At 68.3% G+C, this 19,146-nt stretch carries 20 protein-coding genes and 1 tRNA gene; 14 read left to right on the forward strand and 7 right to left on the reverse strand.

Annotation, left to right across the window (positions count from 1 at the left end):
- Positions 1-307 precede the first annotated feature (307 nt).
- The 5 genes from ABNQ39_RS20210 to ABNQ39_RS20230 are packed head-to-tail and all read right to left on the reverse strand — an operon-like array spanning position 308 to position 2,364.
- The gene (locus tag ABNQ39_RS20210; RefSeq protein ID WP_376960033.1) at positions 308-757 is read right to left on the reverse strand and encodes a diheme cytochrome c; all 450 of its coding nucleotides are present in this window, start codon (positions 755-757) and stop codon (positions 308-310) included.
- 11 nt (positions 758-768) lie between these two features.
- The gene (locus tag ABNQ39_RS20215) at positions 769-1,191 is read right to left on the reverse strand and encodes a DUF1924 domain-containing protein (protein ID WP_376960034.1); all 423 of its coding nucleotides are present in this window, start codon (positions 1,189-1,191) and stop codon (positions 769-771) included.
- Positions 1,188-1,724, reverse strand: a complete 537-nt coding sequence (locus ABNQ39_RS20220; RefSeq protein ID WP_376960035.1) for a hypothetical protein — start codon at positions 1,722-1,724, stop codon at positions 1,188-1,190. The genes ABNQ39_RS20215 and ABNQ39_RS20220 overlap by 4 nt, the downstream gene beginning before the upstream one ends.
- 24 nt (positions 1,725-1,748) lie before the next feature.
- A complete protein-coding gene (locus tag ABNQ39_RS20225; protein WP_376960036.1) occupies positions 1,749-1,880 on the reverse strand; it encodes a hypothetical protein in 132 nt (43 codons plus the stop codon).
- 13 nt (positions 1,881-1,893) lie between these two features.
- The gene (locus tag ABNQ39_RS20230; protein WP_376960037.1) at positions 1,894-2,364 is read right to left on the reverse strand and encodes a cytochrome c maturation protein CcmE domain-containing protein; all 471 of its coding nucleotides are present in this window, start codon (positions 2,362-2,364) and stop codon (positions 1,894-1,896) included.
- Positions 2,365-2,579: 215 nt separating this feature from the next.
- Between ABNQ39_RS20230 and ABNQ39_RS20235 the strand changes: the two genes are divergently transcribed.
- From ABNQ39_RS20235 to ABNQ39_RS20270, 8 genes are all read left to right on the forward strand, one after another.
- The gene (locus ABNQ39_RS20235) at positions 2,580-2,915 is read left to right on the forward strand and encodes a PepSY domain-containing protein (RefSeq protein WP_376960038.1); all 336 of its coding nucleotides are present in this window, start codon (positions 2,580-2,582) and stop codon (positions 2,913-2,915) included.
- A gap of 4 nt (positions 2,916-2,919) precedes the next feature.
- A complete protein-coding gene (locus ABNQ39_RS20240) occupies positions 2,920-3,579 on the forward strand; it encodes a response regulator (protein ID WP_376960039.1) in 660 nt (219 codons plus the stop codon).
- A 21-nt stretch (positions 3,580-3,600) separates the two neighbouring features.
- Positions 3,601-4,962 carry an ATP-binding protein gene (locus tag ABNQ39_RS20245; RefSeq protein WP_376960040.1) on the forward strand — a complete coding sequence of 454 codons (1,362 nt, stop codon included), beginning with the start codon at positions 3,601-3,603 and terminating at the stop codon, positions 4,960-4,962.
- A 65-nt stretch (positions 4,963-5,027) separates the two neighbouring features.
- On the forward strand, positions 5,028-5,750 hold the full coding sequence (locus ABNQ39_RS20250) for a 2OG-Fe dioxygenase family protein (protein WP_376960041.1): 723 nt from the start codon (positions 5,028-5,030) through the stop codon (positions 5,748-5,750).
- Between the two features lie 255 nt (positions 5,751-6,005).
- Positions 6,006-7,091: an aldose epimerase family protein gene (locus ABNQ39_RS20255; RefSeq protein WP_376960042.1), complete on the forward strand. Its 1,086-nt coding sequence runs from the start codon at positions 6,006-6,008 to the stop codon at positions 7,089-7,091.
- A gap of 87 nt (positions 7,092-7,178) precedes the next feature.
- The gene (gene pyk, locus ABNQ39_RS20260; RefSeq protein ID WP_376960043.1) at positions 7,179-8,678 is read left to right on the forward strand and encodes a pyruvate kinase; all 1,500 of its coding nucleotides are present in this window, start codon (positions 7,179-7,181) and stop codon (positions 8,676-8,678) included.
- A 294-nt stretch (positions 8,679-8,972) separates the two neighbouring features.
- Positions 8,973-10,445 carry an MHYT domain-containing protein gene (locus ABNQ39_RS20265; RefSeq protein ID WP_376960044.1) on the forward strand — a complete coding sequence of 491 codons (1,473 nt, stop codon included), beginning with the start codon at positions 8,973-8,975 and terminating at the stop codon, positions 10,443-10,445.
- Between the two features lie 83 nt (positions 10,446-10,528).
- Complete coding sequence (locus ABNQ39_RS20270; protein ID WP_376960045.1) at positions 10,529-11,347, forward strand: formate/nitrite transporter family protein; 819 nt, start codon at positions 10,529-10,531, stop codon at positions 11,345-11,347.
- A gap of 61 nt (positions 11,348-11,408) precedes the next feature.
- On the opposite strand, the gene ABNQ39_RS20275 is transcribed toward ABNQ39_RS20270, so the two are convergent.
- Positions 11,409-12,575 (reverse strand): hypothetical protein, encoded by a 1,167-nt coding sequence (locus ABNQ39_RS20275; protein ID WP_376960046.1) that lies wholly within the window; start codon positions 12,573-12,575, stop codon positions 11,409-11,411.
- A 418-nt stretch (positions 12,576-12,993) separates the two neighbouring features.
- A tRNA-Arg gene (locus ABNQ39_RS20280) sits at positions 12,994-13,070 on the reverse strand.
- A gap of 306 nt (positions 13,071-13,376) precedes the next feature.
- On the opposite strand from ABNQ39_RS20280, the gene ABNQ39_RS20285 reads away from it, so the two are divergent.
- The 6 genes from ABNQ39_RS20285 to ABNQ39_RS20310 are packed head-to-tail and all read left to right on the forward strand — an operon-like array spanning position 13,377 to position 19,089.
- Complete coding sequence (locus tag ABNQ39_RS20285) at positions 13,377-14,414, forward strand: LacI family DNA-binding transcriptional regulator (protein WP_376960047.1); 1,038 nt, start codon at positions 13,377-13,379, stop codon at positions 14,412-14,414.
- Positions 14,415-14,443: 29 nt separating this feature from the next.
- Positions 14,444-15,460 carry an ABC transporter substrate-binding protein gene (locus tag ABNQ39_RS20290; RefSeq protein ID WP_376960048.1) on the forward strand — a complete coding sequence of 339 codons (1,017 nt, stop codon included), beginning with the start codon at positions 14,444-14,446 and terminating at the stop codon, positions 15,458-15,460.
- Positions 15,457-16,344, forward strand: a complete 888-nt coding sequence (locus tag ABNQ39_RS20295; RefSeq protein WP_376960049.1) for an ABC transporter permease — start codon at positions 15,457-15,459, stop codon at positions 16,342-16,344. The genes ABNQ39_RS20290 and ABNQ39_RS20295 overlap by 4 nt, the downstream gene beginning before the upstream one ends.
- A 5-nt stretch (positions 16,345-16,349) precedes the next feature.
- On the forward strand, positions 16,350-17,153 hold the full coding sequence (locus tag ABNQ39_RS20300; RefSeq protein ID WP_376960050.1) for an ABC transporter permease: 804 nt from the start codon (positions 16,350-16,352) through the stop codon (positions 17,151-17,153).
- 28 nt (positions 17,154-17,181) lie between these two features.
- Complete coding sequence (locus tag ABNQ39_RS20305; RefSeq protein WP_376962641.1) at positions 17,182-18,231, forward strand: ABC transporter ATP-binding protein; 1,050 nt, start codon at positions 17,182-17,184, stop codon at positions 18,229-18,231.
- 39 nt (positions 18,232-18,270) lie between these two features.
- On the forward strand, positions 18,271-19,089 hold the full coding sequence (locus ABNQ39_RS20310) for a phosphodiesterase (RefSeq protein WP_376960051.1): 819 nt from the start codon (positions 18,271-18,273) through the stop codon (positions 19,087-19,089).
- Positions 19,090-19,146: the final 57 nt, after the last annotated feature.

Below are 19,146 nucleotides of genomic sequence, written 5' to 3' on the forward strand. Positions count from 1 at the left end.
CCGATAAGAGTTTGGCTTATTGCCGGGACCAATGATGAATAAAGCCCATGTATCTATCAATGCAAAAATCGGAATTCAATCGTACGAACAGAATTAAATTACTTTCGCCGATGATTCACACACTTGTATTCGCGCTTTGTAAAAGCAAGTAAATTCCCATATTTGAATCTCCCAAGATTTCTTCCGTATTCATTAATGATATTATTATCGATCTGCGACAAAACGGCACGCATTCTGAAATGGGCCTGCATGACAGCAGTCGCGGCTCTTCCCAGCAGGCGCAAATCAGGACTTAGGCTCACTGGCGTCAGTCGTCCTCGAACAGGCCCTGCGCTGCGGTGCGGTGGCAGGCCTCGCAGTTGCTTTTGGCGGCGACCGTCCTACGGCTCCAGATCGACGGGTCTAAGTCGTGCTTGCGCAGCCACCAGCGCTGTTCGGTGATGCGGATCAGGCGGCCGTCGCCGCTTCCGGCTGTCTGCGTCAGATAGCTGCGGATGGCCGCGGCGGTGTCGGCCGGCAGGCTGGCATTCTCGCCGAAATGGTTTTGAAGGCCGTCCATGATGCGGTTCCAGGACGCCGCCGGCAGCAGGCCGGGCTGAAAGGCCATGTGGCACTCGCCGCATTCCTTCCGGGTGGCGGCATCGGTGACGGGGGGCACCCGCTCGAACTCGCTGGCGGTTGCCGGTCCGGCGCTCAGGGCCAGCAGGGTGAGGGCGGCGAAGGCGGCGAGCTTGCGGGATGTTGGGTCGGAACGCATCGGTTGCTTCCCTATCGGTTCGACAGAAAGGTGATGAAATCGCCCTTCTCCCGCGCGGTGCAGGCGCGGCCGAGGACGTTGACGCAGTCGCGCCCAAACCGCTTTTCGACCTCGGCGGGGTCGGTGAAGCGCTTGGGGTTGGCGGAGACCGCCATCGGCAGGATGTCGCGGCCGGTCTTGTAATGGCGGCCGGTCGCGGCCGGGTCACGGGTGTGGCAGCTGGCGCAGGCGGGGGTTTCGGCCACCGTGCCGCCGGCATGGGGCCCGAGATACAGCGCCTGCCCGCGCTCCGCCGAGAAGCCGGTGAAGTCGGGCGCTTTTGCCTGGGCGGCGTAGCCGTCGAGGATGCGGGTACGCTCGGCGTCGCCCGACGCCGCCAGCGCGACGCCGGTGCCGAACGCCACCGCGGCGGCGAGAAGAAGGATCGTTTTCATGGGATCATCCGGTTGGTCGGGGTTGAGCGCCATGCCGTCCAGCGCGATGCGAGGCCGGGCGGCAGCCGCTTCAGGCCATGCAGCGCGAAGACCAGGGCGATGTGCGCCAGGATCAGCGGGAGGGAGGCCTCGCCGATCTCCTTGTGCAGATGCTCCACCGTGACGAAGAAATCGGCGACGGCACCGCTCGCCGCCGCCAGCCCGACGCCGGCCAGAAGGGCGGCGGCCATCCAGGCGGTCAGCGGGCTGCGGTCCGTCCGGGCCTTCGCATCGCCAGCGAACAGCCGCCCGAGCCATGCCGTCACTGCCCTGGCGGAAGGCCGGGGCAGGCGCAGCGGGCTTCCCGCCGGAGCCAGCAGGCCGACCCCGGCGCGCAGGAGGATGGCGGCAAGGACGGCATAGCCGGAGAAAACATGCATGCCGTAGCTGTCCTCGTCGCCGGTCAGATAGGCGACGATGAAGGCGCCCGAGACGGTGGCGTGGAAGGCCAGCAGCGCGGTCATCTCGGCGGCGCTTGGCTTGCGGGCGGACATGGCGGTCTCCGTTCTCAGATGAGGTCAGTCGCCGTTGCCGGTGGTCAGCAGGGCGACCATGCCCGCGGCGCCGTCCGCCCTGGCCTGCCAAGCGGCGGCGAGAGCGCCAATGACCAGGGCGGTGAGCAGGGTGTGGAGGATCATTTTCTTCAGCATGGCGGGGCTCCGTTCAGTCGTCGTCGCGGTCGCCGTGCCGGCCCTTTTCCTTGCCCTTCCCGTGGCCCTTCTCATCGCCGTGGCGGCGGCCTTCCTGCATCCGCATGGCGTCGCGGCCGAAGGCGGTGCCGTCCTGCCGGATGATCTGGCCGGCCTGGATCGCGCCCTGGCTGACGCCGCCGACCACGGTGATCTGGTCGCCGGACTGGATGCCGTCGGGAAGGAAGCCGCGGCTGGCGACGTCGATGCGGTCGCGGCCGTCGGTCAGGACGAACCAGTTCGCAGCCACCTTCTCGACCGTGCCGGCGACGGTGCCGCCGCCGGCCTTCGTCACCTCGGCGATGGATTGCGGGCTGGCGGGCTGGACCGCGGCGGCGCGGCGGTGGTCGTCGTCGGCCCGGGCGGCGTTGGCGGCGCCCGCAGCGAGCGTGGCGGCGAGGAGGGTGGCGGCAAGGAGAGTGGCGGAGGTTGCGGCTTTCAGCATGGCATCACCTGTGGTGCGGGAGGAGCGCCGAAGCGCCCGATGAACCGCACTCTGCCCCACCCGGCCTGACCCGAGCCTGAACGGGCCGTTCATCCGCCGTTCAGGCTGGAGACGGCAGGACATGCGCATTCAGCGGCGGTTCAGGGATGCGACGATATGCTGGTTCGAACGCGCGTCCCCGATGCGCGATGCTGTCCCCGGCAGAGAGGTCGATCATGAGGACCGGTCCCGCATTGCTCCTTGTTGCCCTGCTCCTTGCGGCAGGACCGGCGGCACAGGCCGGCGACGACCATGAGCGCGCCCGCGCCGCCCTGCGCGAGGGCCGCATCCTGCCGCTGGAGCGCATTGTCGAAAGCGCCAGACAGCGGTTCGGCGGCGAGGTGCTCGACGTCGATCTTGAGGACGAGGAGGACGGCTTCCAGTACGAGCTGAAGCTGATCGCGCCGGACGGCCGGATCATGAAGCTCGACTATGACGCCGCCACCGGGGAGCTGCTGCGAAGCAGGGGCCGCCACCAGTCCCACGGCGGGAGCCAGAGTAGAGGGAGGTGACAGCATGCGCGTGCTGGTTGTCGAGGACACCGCCGAACTGGCCCGGCAGCTGAAACAGCGGCTGGAAGGCGAAGGCTATGCGGTGGACACCGCCGCCGATGGCGAGGAGGGCCGTTTCCTGGGCGAGACCGAGCCCTATGACGCGGCGATCCTCGATCTCGGCCTGCCGAAGATCGACGGGCTGACGGTGCTGCGCTCGTGGCGGCGGGCGGGGGTGGCCGTGCCGGTGCTGATCCTGACCGCGCGCGACGCCTGGAACGAGAAGGTGCAGGGCATCGATGCCGGCGCCGACGATTACCTGGCGAAGCCCTTCAGCATGGAGGAGCTGCTGGCCCGCATCCGCGCGCTGATCCGCCGCGCCAAGGGCCATGCCAGCGCCGAGATCGCCTGCGGCTCCGTGGTGCTCGACACCCGGACCGGGCGGGTCACGGTGGACGGCCAGCCGGTCGAGCTGACCGCCTTCGAATACCGGGTGCTGTCCTACCTGATGCACCGCAAGGGGCAGACGGTGTCGCGCACCGAGCTGACCGAGCATGTCTATGCCCAGGATTTCGACCGCGATTCCAACACCATCGAGGTCTTCGTCGGCCGCCTGCGCCGCAAGCTGGGGGTGGACGTGATCCGGACCGTGCGCGGGCTGGGCTATCGCGCGGACGAGCCCTGAGGGAAGGGCCGGAGGCAGGAAATGAAATGGACGGAGTCTCTGCGCTTCCGCCTGCTGGCCGGTGCCGCCGTGTGGGTGGCGCTGGCGCTGATGCTGGCGGGATGGATCATCGCCGACCTGTTCCAGACCCATGTCCGCCAGCGCTTCGACGCCGAACTGGCCAACCATCTGGAACAGCTGGCCGCGGTGCTGGAGACCGATGCCGACGGCAGACCGGCGCTGCGCCAGCCGCTCAGCGATCCGCGCTTCCGCCGGCCGCTGTCGGGGCTCTACTGGCAGGTGGGGGAGAGCGCCGCGGCACCGCTGCGCTCGCGTTCGCTGTGGGACAGCGTGCTGGATCTGCCCGATGACCGGGTGGAAAACGGCGGGCTGCACCGGCACGATGCCGCCGGGCCGGCCAACCAGTCGCTGATCGTGCTGGAGCGTTTCGTCCTGCTGCCCGAGCGGACGGAGCCGATCCGCATCGCCGTCGCCGCCGACCGGGCCGAGCTTGCCGGCGTCACCCGCGCCTTCAACGTCACGCTGGCCCTGTCGCTGGCGGTGCTGGCCGCCGCCCTGATCGCCGCGGCACTGATCCAGGTGCAGATCGGGCTGCGCCCGCTTTCGCGCCTGCGCGGCGAACTGACAGAGGTGCGGGGTGGCCGCAAGAAGCGCTTCGACGGGACGATGCCGACGGAAATCCGGCCGCTGGTGGAGGATCTGAACGCGCTGCTGGCCCATGCCGAGGAGGTCGTCGGCCGCGGGCGCCTGCAGGCCGGCAATCTGGCCCATGCGCTGAAGACCAACCTCGCCGTGCTGGCGAACGAGGCCGGCACGCTGGACGAGCGCAACGCGCGCGCGGTGGGGCCGGCGATGGTCCGGCAGGTGGAGCTGATGCGCCGCCACCTCGACCACCATATGGCCCGCGCCCGCGCCGCCGCCGCCCGCGGCGTGCCGGGCGTCGGCACGCCGGTGGCGGACTGCGTCGCGGCGCTGGCGCGGGTGATGCGCAAGCTGCATGCCGCGGCGGGGGTGGACATCGCCGTCGATGTTCCCGCCGATCTGCTGTTCGCCGGCGAGCGCGAGGATCTGGACGAGATGCTGGGCAACCTGCTGGACAATGCCTGCAAATGGGCGCGCGGCCGGGTCGGGGTGACCTGCCGGGCCGAGGCCGGCGGCATGCTGAGCGTCACGCTCGACGACGACGGCCCCGGCCTGCCCGGCGACAGCCGCGACGCGGCGCTGGAGCCGGGGGTGCGGCTGGACGAAAGCATGCCGGGAACGGGGCTCGGCCTTGCGGTGGTGCGGGATGTGGCGCGGCTCTATGGCGGCGACATCCGGCTGGACGCCTCGCCGCTCGGCGGGCTGAGGGCAGTGTTGCGTCTGCCGGCGGCTGCGGGATGAGAAGGGGCCGCGGCTGTTGTGATAAGGTGCGGGCACAAAAACGCTTCTGAACGCGGACAGGCCAGATGACCGATGATCTTCGCGCGGTCCGTGACGCTGTGGCGGCGGACGGCTTCTCCTTCGTCGCGGCGGACGCCATGCAGGGAGTGCTCGACGCCGCCGGGCTGCGGGATTGGGAGGGGTTCAGCGCCAGCTGGAACGATTTGGGGCTCGACACCTACATGGCGGACGGCGGGCGCTACCGCCGCCGGCGCCACGCCGCCTTCGCGGTGTCGGCCGGGGACATCCGGCGCAAGCCGCACCAGCCCCATTACCAGAGCCGCGACTACAACCCGCTGAACGGCGGCCTGGAACGCTGGTTCGAGCCGATCACCGAGGCGGTCGCGACCCACCCCGCCCTGGATGCGATCCTGAAGACCTGCTTCGCGCTGTTCGACCCGCTCACCCCCGCCGGCACCAGGCCGGAGGTCTGGCACACCGAGGTGCATCAGTTCCGCATCGAAGCCCGTGCCGGCGAAGCCGGACGGCCCACCCCGGAAGGGATGCACCGCGACGGCGTGGACTGGGTGCTGGTGATGCTGATCCGGCGCGAGAACGTCTCCAGCGGCACGACCAGCATCCATGACCTCGCCGGCCGGCCGCTCGGCAGCTTCACCCTGCGCCATCCGCAGGAATCGGCGGTGGTGGACGACGCCCGGGTGTTCCACGGCGTGACGCCGGTCGAGCCGACCGATCCGGCGCGTCCGGCTTTCCGCGACGTGCTGGTGGTGACGATGCGGCACGCCTGATGCCGCACAGCCGATTGGCCGCGCCGTCACGGCCTTAACCGGAATCCTGCGGCATACTGTCCACAACCGCGTTGGGCACCGGAACCGGTTTGCTTCCAGCGCTAATATATTAGTATAATAATGCCATGAGTTATCCGGTGAGGCCGAGCCATGACCGCGGATCCCTTGGAGACGGCGCTGCTCCTGCGCGTGGTGGTGATCCTGGGGCTGCTGCTTCTCGGTTTCTGCTAACTTCTTCCACAGGGATGCCTGACCATGGCGACCGACCTCAAGCGAGAGACCTACTCCGCCACCATCGACGGCAAGCCGGTGGATCTGTTCACCCTGCGCAACGGGCGCGGCATGGTGGCGCGCATCACCAATTACGGCGCCAAGATCGAGCAGATCCTGGTCCCCGACCGCGACGGCGTGTTGGGCGACGTGGTCCAGGGCTATGACGGGATCGAGGGCGCGATGGGCGGGCAGCCGTCGATGGGCTCCTTCATCGGGCGCTATTGCGGGCGCATTCCCGACGGGCGCTTCACCCTGGACGGCATCGCCCATCAGGCCACGGTCAACAGCCCGCCCAACACCCTGCATGGCGGCCAGCGCGGCTCGCGCTTCCGGGTCTTCGACGCCCGGCAGATCGACGAGGCCAGCCTGGAACTGAGCTATGTCTTCGCGGATGGCGAGGAGGGCTTTCCCGGCACCCTGCCGCTGCGGCTGGTCTATACGGTCGGCGACGACAACGCCCTGACCATCGCCTGGACCGCGGTGGCGGCCGACAAGACCACCATCGCCAACTTCACCGACCACACCTTCTTCAACCTGTCGGGCGATCTGGGGTCGTCGATCCTCGACCATGTCGCCACCATCCAGGCCGGCCGCTATCTGGCGCTCGGCGAGACCGGGGTGCCGACCGGCGAGATGGTGGAGGTCACAGGCACGCCGCACGACTTCCGCACCCCGGCGGCGCTGGGCGCCCGCATCGACGCCGACGACCGCATGCTGGCGCTCGGCAACGGCTATGACTTGCATTACGTGATCGATCGGCCGGCGACCGGCGCAGCGCCTGTTCTTCTCGCCCGCTTCCTGCACCCGGCCAGCGGCCGGACGCTGGAGGTGCTGTCCACCGAACCCGGCCTGCAACTCTACACCGGCAATTTCCTGGAGGGCAAAACCCCGCGGGACGTCGGCAAGGGCGGCACGCTCTACACCAAACACAGCGCCTTCTGCGCCGAACCGTCGAAATTCCCCAACGCCGTCAACCTCCCCTCCCTTTGGCCCTCCTTCCCCTCGACCGTGCTGCGTCCCGGCCAATGGACCGCCGGGTCCATCGTCTACCGGTTCGGGGTCGCCTGAGGCGGCGCCGCGCCGCCCGCCCCCAAAGCCCTTCACGGCAAGCGCCCCGCACGGCCGCCCCTTTTCTCCCTCGGAGTCCGTTACGCCATGAGCACCGCCAAGCCGATCCGCCGTTACCGGCAGACGAAAGTCGTCGCCACGCTGGGTCCGTCCTCCTCCTCGCCCGAGATGATCCGCCGCCTGTTCGAGGCCGGCGTCGATGTCTTCCGCCTGAATTTCAGCCACGGCAGCCACCAGGACCATGGCGAACGCGTCCGCGCCATCCGCGCGCTGGAGGAGGAGACCGGCCGCCCCATCGCCATCATGGCCGACCTCCAGGGGCCGAAGCTGCGGCTGGGCCGCTTCGCCGACGGGCCGGTGACGCTGACCGCCGGCCAGCCCTTCTGCCTCGACCTGCTGGCCGAGCCGGGCGACGCCCGCCGCGTCGGCATGCCCCATCCGGAGATCTTCGCCGCCCTGGTGCCGGATGCCGAGCTGCTGCTGGATGACGGCAAGGTGCGGCTGCGGGTGACCGCCTGCGGCGCCGATTTCGCCGAGACGGTCGTGGTGTCCGGCACCAAGCTGTCGGACCGCAAGGGCGTCAACGTGCCGGGCGTGGTGCTGCCGCTGTCGCCGCTGACGCCCAAGGACCGCGCCGACCTGGACTTCGCCCTCGACCAGGGGGTGGACTGGGTGGCGCTGAGCTTCGTCCAGCGGCCGGAGGACGTGGCGGAGGCGCGCAAGCTGATCGCCGGCCGGGCCGCGCTGCTGTCGAAGCTGGAGAAGCCGCAGGCGATCCAGCATCTCGACCGCATCGTCGAGATGTCGGACGGCGTCATGGTGGCGCGCGGCGACCTGGGCGTGGAGATGCCGCCGGAAGACGTGCCGTCGATCCAGAAGCGCATCATCCGTGCCGCCCGTTCGGCCGGAAAGCCGGTGATCGTCGCCACCCAGATGCTGGAATCGATGATCTCCGCCCCCGCCCCGACCCGCGCCGAGGCGTCGGACGTCGCCACCGCGGTGTTCGACGGCGCCGATGCCGTCATGCTGTCGGCCGAAACCGCGTCCGGCGACTATCCGGTCGAAGCCGTGTCGATCATGGACCGCATCGCCCGGCGGGTGGAGGGCGACCCGCTCTATCGCGGCCTGATGGATGCCCAGCATGCCGACCCGGAACAGACGGAATCGGACGCCATCACCGCCGCCGCCCGTCAGGTCGCCCATACGGTGAAGGCGGCGGCCATCGCCACCTACACCACCAGCGGCTCCACCACCCTGCGGGCAGCACGCGAACGGCCGGAGGTGCCGATCCTCTGCCTGACCGAAAGCGCCGCCATCGCCCGCCGGATGGTGCTGGCCTATGGCGTCCACGCCGTGCTGACGGAGGATGTCCAGAGCTTCTCCGACATGGTGCACAAGGCGGCGCGGCTGGCCTATGTGCATGGGCTGGCCGAGGAGGGGCAGCGGCTGGTCATCACCGCCGGCGTGCCGTTCGGCATGCCGGGATCGACCAATATCCTACGAATCGCCTGGGTCGAGGCGCCGAGCCGCCTTGAGCGCGAACGCGAGGCCCGTGCCCACCAGCCGATGGCCCTCGCCGACGCCTGACCGCATCTTACCTTCCGCCGACCGCCAGGCTTCCGTTTCGTATAAGCGGAGGCTTGGCGGAGTACCAAACGCACAGTGCATCGGCCTGGCGTTCTATCGACTCCAACGCTCTTGACATCGATCAAATAAAGATAGCTTTTTAGCTAACTACCGGACGTTGACCGGTGCCGCTCGATACCCGACCGTCGGGGTTGGGGTTTCCCGCTTCTTGAAACCTGGCCGGTTGGACGGGTTATATCGAAGATCGGCGGCACGAAGGTCGGCGACGGTCGGGTGTTTTCAGGAGTTTGGTGGATGTCTATCCAACTGGCCGGGCTGTGCTTCACGACGGCGTCCGGCCTGCCGTTCTCCCACGACCATTGGCTGGTGGCCCTGTCCTATGCCGTCGCCGCCTTCGCCTCCTACTCCGCGCTGGACATGGCGGAGCGGATGCACCGGACGGACGGCGCCGCCCGCATGATGTGGCAGGGCTGCGCCGCGGCGGCGCTGGGCGGCGGCATCTGGGCCATGCATTTCATCGGCATGCTGGCGCTGACCATCGACACGCCGATCGCCTACGATCCGGTGAAGACCCTGCTGTCGCTGGTGACCTCGGTCGCCTTCGTCGCCGTCGGCTTCCGCATCATCCAGCGCCGCCGCTCCCCCGCCACCATCGCCGCGGCGGGCGTCATCGTCGGGCTCGGCGTGGCGACGATGCATTATCTCGGCATGTCGGCGATGGTTCTGCCGGCCCGCATCGCCTACGAACCCGCCCTGTGGAGCCTGTCGGTCGCCATCGCCGCGGCGGCCGCCGCCGCGGGGCTATGGCTGGCTACCCGCATCCACCGCCTGCTGGAACGCACGCTGGCCGCCCTGGTGATGGCGGTGGCCGTCTGCGGCATGCATTACACCGGCATGGCGGCCCTGGTGGTGCAGCTCGATCCCACGCTGATGCCGGCGGACGGAAATCTCGGCGACGGGGTGTCGAGCGGCCCCCTGGCCGTTCTGGTGGCGGTGGCGGCCTTCGGCCTGCTGCTGCTGGCGCTGGTCTCGGCCATGGCCGACCGCAAGGTCTCCGCCGCGTCGGCGCGCGAGGCCGCCGCCCTGCGCATCGCCAATCTGGAGCTGGAGGCGGCCCGCCTGCAGCTGGAGGCGAACCAGCGCGAGATCATCCGCCGTCTGTGCAGCGCCGGCGAATTCCGCGACAACGAGACCGGCCAGCATGTCGCGCGCATGGCGCAGATCTCCCATCAGCTTGCGCTCGCCGCCGGCTGCACCGCCAACTATGCCGCGCAACTGCTAGAGGCGGCCCCCCTGCACGACATCGGCAAGATCGGCGTCCCCGATCAGGTGCTGCTGAAGGCCGGCCGGCTCGAGCCGGAGGAATGGGTGATCATGCGCCGACATGCCAGCATCGGGCAGCGGCTGCTGGCCGGTAGCGGGCTGCCCCTGCTCGACCTCGCCGCCGAGATCGCCGGGACGCATCACGAGAAATGGGACGGCACCGGCTATCCCGCCGGCCTGCGCGGCAGCGAAATACCGCTGTCCGGCCGCATCGTCGCCATCGCCGACGTGTTCGACGCCCTGCTGTCCGCACGCCCCTACAAGGAGCCCTGGCCGCTGGAGAAGGTCGTCAGCTTCATGCGGGAGCAGGCCGGTCTCCATTTCGATCCCGAACTGGTGACGGTGTTCCTCGACAGGCTCGACGTCATGGTGGCGATCCGCGGACGCTTCGTCGACGAGGAGCACACTCCGCCGTTGCTGGCGGAAGCTAACGCCGCCGAATAAGGCCCCGGATCGCTAACGCCTTCCGCAACGCATTGCGGTGAGGGCTGTTCTGGTGAGGGACCACCCCTGCCAGGACACCGCCCTTGCCCGACGCCAGCGACACCGGCCTGAACCAGGATGAGCGGGCAGAGATCAAGGAGCGGTCCAACCCGCCGGCCCTGATCCTGCACGAAGCGATCCGGCTGGAGGGTCAGGAGGAGCTGAAGCGGTCCACCTCCTCCCTTCTGTGGTCCGGTCTGGCGGCCGGGCTGTCGATGGGCTTTTCCATGGTGGGCGAGGCGTTGCTGACCACCCATCTGCCGGACGAGCCCTGGCGGCCGTTGATCGCCAGCTTCGGCTATTGCTTCGGCTTCGTGATCGTCATCCTGGGCCGCCAGCAGCTGTTCACCGAGAACACGCTGACGGTGATCCTGCCGCTGCTGCACCGCTGGTCGTCCGGCACCCTGACGGCGGTGGTGCGGCTGTGGGCGCTGGTCTTCGTCGCCAACATCGTCGGCACCCTGCTGTTCTCCGCCTTCGCCGTGGGCACGGAGGCCTTCTCCCCGCCGCTGCGCGCCGCCTTCGTCGAGCTGGGGACCACCGCCGCGCGGTCGGATTTCATGACGACGACCCTGCACGGGGTGCTGGCCGGCTGGCTGATCGCCCTGCTGGTCTGGATCACGCCGTCGGTCGGACAGGCGCGCTTCTTCGTCATCGTCGCGCTGACCTGGCTGATCGCGCTCGGCAAGTTCGCCCATGTCGTCGCCGGATCGGTGGAGGTGTCCTTCGCCGCCATGTCCGGCGAGATCGGCTGGGGCCGCTATGCCTTCGGCTTTCTGCTGCCGTCGCTGATCGGCAATGTCCTGGGCGGCGTCGGGCTGGTGGCGCTGATCAACCACGCCCAGGTGCGGGACGACCGCTGAGGGGGATGCCGGTGCCTTGCTGCAAAGGCCCCCGCCCCGGTCGGAGCGGGGGCCGGCAGCATCAGGCGGCGAACATCGCGGCCCAGTCGCTCCGCTGCTGCGGGAACAGGCCGGCAAAGCCGCCGGTCGCTTCGCCGGTGAACGCACCGGGGCCGAAGGCCACCGGCTGCGGGTCGGCAGCCTGCAATCCGCCAATGGCCGCCGTCAGATCGGCGGGTGCGATGTCGACGACGCCGGACTGCAACGCGGCCTCGCCCTGCGGCGGCATGGCGGCGGCCTGGACCACCGGCGCGCCTGCCGGAGCGATGGTCGAATCCAGAACCTTGTAGGCGACGCCTTCGAAATTGTAGCTGGCCGAGGAGTTCCTGATGATGCTGTCGCGCTCGACGTCGCTCGACGTGTAGAAATGGGTGCCGTTGGTTTTGTTGAAGAACCGGTAAAGGGATTTGGCGTTCGGGTTGCTGCTATCGGACGACAATGCCTTGTAAGCCTCCCCCTCGAACGAATAGGTGTCCGAAGACGTGGCGATCACATTGTCGCGTTCGACTGTGCTCGACGTGAAGAAATGCGTGCCGATGCGCTTGTTGAAGAACCGGTAGACCGTGATCGGGTCGGACGAGGCCGTCGTCGCCGCGTTGAAGGCCGGACCTTCGTAGGAAAAGTTGTTGAGGCCGGCCCTGATGTTGTCACGCTCATCTTCGGACGAGGTAAAGAAGTGGGTGCCGGTCGACCGGTTGAAGAAGCGATAGATCGGGCGACCGGAATCGATGATCAAGCCGGGCGTGTTTCTGGAGTCGCTTCCAATGTCCTCGGTGACGGACAAATTCCACGATGCCATGTTGGAGCTTGATGAGTTATCAAGTCTCACATAGTAGGTTCCGGTTGTATCCGGCTTGAATGATATAATTCTATCATCCTGATTGATGCTCGCGATGGATCCAGTTTCATCGCGCTTTACGTTAAGCAGGTAGCCCGACGAATCGAAAATCGTCAGGCGTTGTTTGTATGCCCCGGTGGAGTAAAAGTTGTAGGTCGCGTCTGACCTCAGCTTTACTGTCACCATTTCGATGGAAGCCAGATAATCGTGCGTGCCCGAAGCAGTTCCGGCAGCTTCATAGGTGCTCACGGTGGCGGGAGCGAAGGTAACTGCGGATGCAGGGTACCTCCACCATGAGTAGGACTGTTCCTGGGCCGCGTTGGTATCGGTCCAATATTGGTTCCTCGCCATCGAAAAGTCTCCTTTTACCCAACACGCAGTGTCAGGGCACCAATCGTCGTTAAATCTCTACGTTGCAGAATGCAACTTAAGGGGATTGTGCAAAAGGGGTAAGGACGTGTCGAGACGGAAGATGAAAAATTTCACGCGACAGCGAAGGAAACTTCGCTCTGTCACGTAAACGCATCACTCGTAACCGGAAGAGTGGTTTGTCCCGGCGGGAGAGAGCTGGCTTGAGGCCCCATCGGAGCAGCAGCCGATGCCCCGGAAGACCCGATGCGAGGGATTGTCCAAACCGGACGCTGACGGCCGCGGGCATGCAAGGTCCAGCTTGACTGACCGCCGCTGAAAACCGTTTCCAAAACTTCTTGGGAGGCGATACGCGCTAGAGCGGATTTAACTGCTAAATCAACGCTCTAGCGCAAATCGATGGCGGACCCGACGAGATTCGAACTCATGACCTCTGCCTTCGGAGGGCAGCGCTCTATCCAGCTGAGCTACGGGTCCATCGCTGGTGGAGGCGCAACATAGCCCAAGCCATTCGGGGACGCAAACACAAAAATCACAGTTTTTTCGACGGCTTGCGGACACCCCCGTCCACCATGCGGCCACTGCCTTCGGAGGGCAGCGCTTCAACCGGTTCGGGCGGATGGAAACGTTTCCATTCTTCACGAAACCGTTTTCACGGCGTCATGCGATTGCAACACAGCGCCGCCACTCTGCACCCGCGCCGGATCGGCCGGCGCCGGAAACAGCAGCCTGGAACACGGGTGGCGGATGGTGCGGGGCGGAATGCGGGCAGGCGATGGACGGATGGCGGATGGGCGCGCGATGGACCGCGTGGCGACGATCCGCGACGTGGCGGCGCGCGCCGGGGTGTCCATCGCCACCGTGTCGCGCGTCCTCAACGGCAGCGGCAACGCCACGCCGGAAACCATGGAGAAGGTGCGCGCCGCCGCCTCCGACCTGTCCTTCCGCCCCAGCACCATCGGCCGCAACCTGAAGGCGGCGCGCACCCGCACCGTCGGCGTGCTGGTGCCGTCGCTGACCAATCCCGTCTTCGCGGAAAGCGTCGCCGGCATCCAGGATGCGGCGGCGGAGGCCGGCTACAGCGTGCTGATCGCCTCCACCGACTATGATCCGGGACGGGAGGTGCGCGCCATCGAGGGGCTGCTGTCCAACCGGGTCGAGGGGCTGGTGCTGACCGTCGCCGATGCCGACCGCAGCGGGTCGCTCGACACGCTGGACGAGGTGCGGCTGCCCTATGTGCTGGCCTACAACCAGCCGGAACGGGTGCCGCGCGCCCATGTGTCGGTCGACAATGTCGCGGCCGCCCGCGCGGTGGTGGAGCGGATGACGGAACTCGGCCACCGGCGCATCGGCATGATCGCCGGGCGGTTCCGCCAGTCCGACCGCTCGCGCCGGCGCCATGCCGGCTGGCTGGCAGCGCTCGGCGATGCCGGGCTGCCGCCGGGGCCGGTGGTGGAGGTCGATTTCAGCGAGATGCGGCTGGCCTACCGGCTGGCGCCCTTTCTGGAGGGGTCGGAGCGGCCGACGGCCTTCTTCGCTTCCAACGACATGCTGGCGCTCGCCACCATCCGGGCGCTGCGCGACCTAGGCCTGTCGGTGCCGGACGACGTGTCGGTCTGCGGCTTCGACGGCATCGAGGTCGGGCGGCTGATGGCGCCCAGCCTCGCCACCCTGGTGCAGCCGGCCCGCGCGATGGGCGCCACCGCCTTCGAATGCCTGCGCACCGGGTTTTCCGGCGAATTGCAGGGCCGCGCCGTGATGCTGCCCTTCACCCTGCGGCCGGGCGAATCGCTCGGCCCGGCGCCATCGAAAACGACTTAAGCGCTTTCCGAACGGAGACACACGCAATCATGATGAAGCCGCTCCTTCTCGGCGCTGCCGCGCTGGCCGCCGCCCTGACCACGGCGGCAACGCCCGCCGCAGCCGCGGAGCCGACCGCCATCTGCTACAACTGCCCGCCGGAATGGGCCGACTGGGCGTCGCAGTTGAAGGCGATCAAGACCGATCTCGGCATCGCCGTGCCGTTCGACAACAAGAACTCGGGTCAGGCGATGGCCGCCATGCTGGCGGAAAAGGACAAGCCGGTGGCCGACGTCGCCTATCTCGGCGGGCCGGTCGGCATCCAGGCCAAGGCCGCCGGACTCGTCACCCCCTACAAGCCGGCGGGCTGGGCCGACATCCCCGACGGGATGACGGATGCCGACGGCAACTGGTTCGCAATCCACAGCGGCACGCTGGGCTTCTTCGTCAACACCGAGGCGCTGGGCGGCAAGCCGGTGCCGCAGAGCTGGGCCGACCTGCTGAAGCCCGATTATTCCGGCATGGTCGGCTATCTCGACCCGACCAGCGCCGCCGTCGGCTATGTCGGGGCGGTGGCGGTCAATCTGGCGCTGGGCGGCGACTACGGCAGCTTCGACAAGGCGGTCGGCTGGTTCAGGGACTTGCAGAAGAACCAGCCCATCGTGCCGAAACAGACCTCCTACGCCCGCGTGCTGTCGGGCGAGATTCCGATCCTGATCGATTACGACTTCAACGCCTACCGCGCCAAATACACCGACAAGGCGCCGGTCGCCTTCGTCATCCCGACGGAAGGCACGGTGTCGGTCCCCTATGTGATGGCGCTGGTCAGGAACGGCCCGAACCCGGACAACGGGAAGAAGGTGCTGGACTATGTGCTGTCCGACAAGGGCCAGACCCTGTGGGCCAACGCCTTCATGCGCCCGGTGCGCGCCGAGGCGATGTCGGCGGAGACCGCGGCCAAGTTCCTGCCGGCCGCCGACTATGCCCGCGCCAAGCCGGTGGATCTGGTGCGGATGGCCGAGGCGCAGAAGGGCTTCATGGACCGCTATCAGGCGGAGGTGAAATGAGCGCCTGCGTGCAGGACGCCCCCCTTCCCCACCGGCCGGCGGCGCGTCCGCCGGTCCGGCCGGGGTGGGCGGGCGAACCGCTGCGGCTGGCGGCCCTGCTGGCGCCGGCGGCGGCGGTGTTCGCCGCCTTCTTCCTGCTGCCGCTGGTCCGGCTGATCCTGATCGGCGCCGGCGGGACGGCGGGGTGGTCGGCCTATCTGACCACGCTGGCCGATCCCGGCCATCTCGACAGCCTGGTCTCCACGCTGGCGCTGTCGGCGGGGGTGACTTTGGTCACGCTGGCGGTCTCGACCGTCGCCGGGCTGTTCCTGGTGCGCAACCGCTTTCCCGGCCATGCCCTGCTGGTGGCGCTGATGACCTTTCCGCTGGCCTTTCCCGGCGTCGTCATCGGCTTCATGGTCATCATGCTGGCCGGGCGGCAGGGGCTGATCGGCACCATCACCCAGGCGCTGGGGGCGGGAAAGCTGGTCTTCGCCTATTCGATGGCCGGGCTTTTCCTCGGCTACGTCTATTTCTCGATCCCGCGCGTCATCCTGACGGTGATGGCGGCGGCGGAGAAGCTCGACCCGCGGCTGGAGGAGGCGGCGCGCTCGCTGGGCGCGTCCTCCTGGCGCGTGGTCGCCGACGTCATCCTGCCGGCGCTGAAACCGGCGCTGATCTCGGCCGGCGCGCTGTGCTTCGCCACCTCGATGGGCGCCTTCGGCACCGCCTTCACGCTTGCCACCCGGATCAATGTGCTGCCGATGACGATCTACACCGAATTCACGCTCCAGGCGAACATCGCGGCGGCGGCGGCGCTCAGCGTCCTGCTCGGCCTCATCACCTGGGCGGCGCTGGCGGTGGCGCGCAGCGTCGCCGGCACCTCCGTCGCGGCGGCGGGGTGAGGACGATGCGTGACCTGTCCAAACGACGCGGCTGGGGGTTCTGGCTGCAACTGGGCTTCACCCTGCTGGTCTGCGCCCTGCTGACCGTGCCGATGGCGATGTCGATGCTGGCCGGGCTGACCGCCAACTACTTCGTCGGCTTGAAGAGCGGCCTGACCCTGCGCTGGGTCGACGAGGTTCTGCGGGTCTATTCTGGCACGATCCTCTTGTCCTTGCAGATCGCCTTCGCCTGTCTGGCCTGCACGCTGGTCCTCGGTGTGCCGGCGGCCTATGCGCTGGCACGGCGCCCCGGCCGGATCGCCCGGCTGGTGGAGGAGATGCTGATGATGCCGGTCGCCATTCCCGGCCTCGCCACCGCGCTGGCGCTGATCGTCACCTATGGCGGCGTCGGGGATCTGCGCAGCAGCTGGCTGTTCATCCTGATCGGCCATGTGCTGTTCACCCTGCCCTTCATGGTGCGCGCCGTGCTGGCGGTGATGGGCTCCATCGACCTGACGACGCTGGAGGAGGGGGCGGCCAGCCTGGGCGCCGGCTTCCTGCGCCGCTTCGCCACGGTGGTTCTGCCCAACTGCCGCTCCGGCATCCTGGCCGGGTCGCTGATGGTGCTGACCCTGTCGGTGGGGGAATTCAACCTGACTTGGCTGCTGCACACGCCGCTGACCAAGACCCTGCCGGTCGGGCTGGCAGACAGCTATGCCTCGCTGCGGATCGAGATCGGCAGCGCCTATACCCTCGTCTTCTTCCTGATGATTGTGCCGAGCCTGATCCTGATGCAGGGTCTGTCCAGGCGCGGCCGTCCGTCCGTTTGAGGTCTTCTCCACAATGCCAGACAGCGTGATGCAGAACAGCTTCCACCTCGACGCCGTGCCGATCCGCCTGGAGCGCTGCGGCAAGACCTTCGCGGGCGGCGCCCGCGCGCTGGAGCCGCTGGACCTGACCATCCGCGGCGGCGAGACCGTCGTCTTCCTGGGGCCGTCGGGCTGCGGCAAGACCACGACCCTGCGCATCATCGCCGGGCTGGAAAGCCCCGATCCGGGGGGCCGCGTGCTGTTCGGCGAGGAGGACGTCACCGCGCTCCCCATCGAGCGGCGCAATGTCGGCATGGTGTTCCAGAGCTACGCCCTGTTCCCCAACATGACGGTGGCGGAGAATGTCGCCTACGGGCTGAAGGTGCGCAAAGTTGCCCGTGCCGACCGCGGGCGCCGGGTGGAGGAGATGCTGGATCTGATGCATCTCGGCGAGTTCGCCGGGCGGCGGATCGACCAGCTGTCGGGCGGGCAGCGGCAGCGGGTGGCGCTGGCCCGCGCCCTGGTGGTGCGGCCACGCGTGCTTCTGCTGGACGAGCCGCTGACGGCGCTGGACGCCAAGCTGCGCGACAGCCTGCGGCTGGAGATCGACCGGCTGCTGCGCGGGCTGGGCATCACCGCCGTCTATGTCACCCACGACCAGGGCGAGGCGATGGCGCTGGGCGACCGCATCGTCGTGATGGCCAAGGGCCGGGTGGCGCAGGTGGGAACGCCGCGCGAGATCTACTACCAGCCGGCGGACGGCTTCGTCGCCGACTTCATCGGCACGATGAACCGGCTGGGCGGAATGTCACGCGGCGGCACGCTGTCCATCGGGTCGGCGACTCTGCCCTGGAGCGGGCCGGAGGGCGCGGTGGAGCTGCTGGTCCGGCCGGAGGATCTGGCGCTGGCCGGCGAGGCCGACGGGCATCTGGGCGGCACCGTCGCCGCCGCGGTGTTCCTGGGCGACCGCACCCGGCTGGTGGTGGAGCCGGCGGACGGGCCGGCGCTGACGGTGGATGCCGCCGGGCGCAGCGAACTGGGGCGCGGCGACCGGGTCTGGCTGCGCGTCGATCCGGCGCGCGTCCTGGCGGTTCCGTAACGCTCCCGAACGAACACTCGAACCCCCGAGAGCCCACCCATGATCATCGTCCAGATCACCGACACCCACATCAAGCCGCCCGGCCGCCTCGCCTACCGGCGCGTCGACACCGCCCCGTTCCTGGAGCGCGCCGTCGCCGCCGTCCTGGCGCTCACCCCGCGCCCCGACGTCATCCTCGCCACCGGCGACCTCGTCGATGCCGGCGATGCGGAGGAGTATGAGCGGCTGCTCGACCTGCTGCGGCCGCTCGACATCCCGCTCTTCGCGGTGCCGGGCAACCATGACGAGCGTGCCGGTCTCGCCAAAGCCTTCCCCGATCTGGCGGCGCGGGTGGGCGGCAGCTCGTTCTTCCACTACACGGTGGAGGAGTGGCCGGTGCGCCTGATCGCCATGGACACCGTCCTGCCGGGATCCGGCGCGGGCGAGGTCTGCGCCGGGCGGCTCGACTGGCTCGACGCGCGGCTGGCCGAACAGCCGGACCGCCCGACCATAATCTTCCAGCACCATCCGCCCTTCGACACCGGCATCGGCCATATGGACCGGCTGGGGTTGAGCGGCGCGAAAGATATGGCCGCGGTGGTGCGCCGCCATAGCCAAGTCGAGCGGGTGCTGTGCGGCCATCTGCACCGGCCGATCCAGGTGCGCTGGGCCGGCACCATCGCCTCGACCGCCCCCTCCACCGCGCATCAGGTGGCGCTCGACCTGCGCGACGACGCGCCGTCGGCCTTCGTGATGGAGCCGCCGGGCTATCAGATCCACATGTGGCGCGCCGACACCGGGGTGGTCAGCCACACAGCAATGGTCGGCGTCTATGACGGCCCCTATCCCTTCTTCAAGGACGGGAAGCTGATCGACTAGTCCCTATCACCAGCCCCTATTGCCAGCCCCTATTGATCGATTTGGCCCTTTCCGTCC

The organism is Azospirillum sp. A26, from assembly GCF_042604635.1.
In the GTDB taxonomy this organism is placed as follows: domain Bacteria; phylum Pseudomonadota; class Alphaproteobacteria; order Azospirillales; family Azospirillaceae; genus Azospirillum; species Azospirillum palustre.

What these genes read in the sequence shown, in the direction of transcription:
- ABNQ39_RS20210 (WP_376960033.1), bottom strand. Translation starts at nt 757, where the DNA reads ATGCGTTCCGACCCAACATCCCGCAAGCTCGCCGCCTTCGCCGCCCTC.
- ABNQ39_RS20215 (WP_376960034.1), bottom strand. Translation starts at nt 1,191, where the DNA reads ATGAAAACGATCCTTCTTCTCGCCGCCGCGGTGGCGTTCGGCACCGGC.
- ABNQ39_RS20220 (WP_376960035.1), bottom strand. Translation starts at nt 1,724, where the DNA reads ATGTCCGCCCGCAAGCCAAGCGCCGCCGAGATGACCGCGCTGCTGGCC.
- ABNQ39_RS20225 (WP_376960036.1), bottom strand. Translation starts at nt 1,880, where the DNA reads ATGCTGAAGAAAATGATCCTCCACACCCTGCTCACCGCCCTGGTCATT.
- ABNQ39_RS20230 (WP_376960037.1), bottom strand. Translation starts at nt 2,364, where the DNA reads ATGCTGAAAGCCGCAACCTCCGCCACTCTCCTTGCCGCCACCCTCCTC.
- ABNQ39_RS20235 (WP_376960038.1), top strand. Translation starts at nt 2,580, where the DNA reads ATGAGGACCGGTCCCGCATTGCTCCTTGTTGCCCTGCTCCTTGCGGCA.
- ABNQ39_RS20240 (WP_376960039.1), top strand. Translation starts at nt 2,920, where the DNA reads ATGCGCGTGCTGGTTGTCGAGGACACCGCCGAACTGGCCCGGCAGCTG.
- ABNQ39_RS20245 (WP_376960040.1), top strand. Translation starts at nt 3,601, where the DNA reads ATGAAATGGACGGAGTCTCTGCGCTTCCGCCTGCTGGCCGGTGCCGCC.
- ABNQ39_RS20250 (WP_376960041.1), top strand. Translation starts at nt 5,028, where the DNA reads ATGACCGATGATCTTCGCGCGGTCCGTGACGCTGTGGCGGCGGACGGC.
- ABNQ39_RS20255 (WP_376960042.1), top strand. Translation starts at nt 6,006, where the DNA reads ATGGCGACCGACCTCAAGCGAGAGACCTACTCCGCCACCATCGACGGC.
- pyk (WP_376960043.1), top strand. Translation starts at nt 7,179, where the DNA reads ATGAGCACCGCCAAGCCGATCCGCCGTTACCGGCAGACGAAAGTCGTC.
- ABNQ39_RS20265 (WP_376960044.1), top strand. Translation starts at nt 8,973, where the DNA reads ATGTCTATCCAACTGGCCGGGCTGTGCTTCACGACGGCGTCCGGCCTG.
- ABNQ39_RS20275 (WP_376960046.1), bottom strand. Translation starts at nt 12,575, where the DNA reads ATGGCGAGGAACCAATATTGGACCGATACCAACGCGGCCCAGGAACAG.
- ABNQ39_RS20285 (WP_376960047.1), top strand. Translation starts at nt 13,377, where the DNA reads ATGGCGGATGGGCGCGCGATGGACCGCGTGGCGACGATCCGCGACGTG.
- ABNQ39_RS20290 (WP_376960048.1), top strand. Translation starts at nt 14,444, where the DNA reads ATGATGAAGCCGCTCCTTCTCGGCGCTGCCGCGCTGGCCGCCGCCCTG.
- ABNQ39_RS20295 (WP_376960049.1), top strand. Translation starts at nt 15,457, where the DNA reads ATGAGCGCCTGCGTGCAGGACGCCCCCCTTCCCCACCGGCCGGCGGCG.
- ABNQ39_RS20300 (WP_376960050.1), top strand. Translation starts at nt 16,350, where the DNA reads ATGCGTGACCTGTCCAAACGACGCGGCTGGGGGTTCTGGCTGCAACTG.
- ABNQ39_RS20305 (WP_376962641.1), top strand. Translation starts at nt 17,182, where the DNA reads ATGCAGAACAGCTTCCACCTCGACGCCGTGCCGATCCGCCTGGAGCGC.
- ABNQ39_RS20310 (WP_376960051.1), top strand. Translation starts at nt 18,271, where the DNA reads ATGATCATCGTCCAGATCACCGACACCCACATCAAGCCGCCCGGCCGC.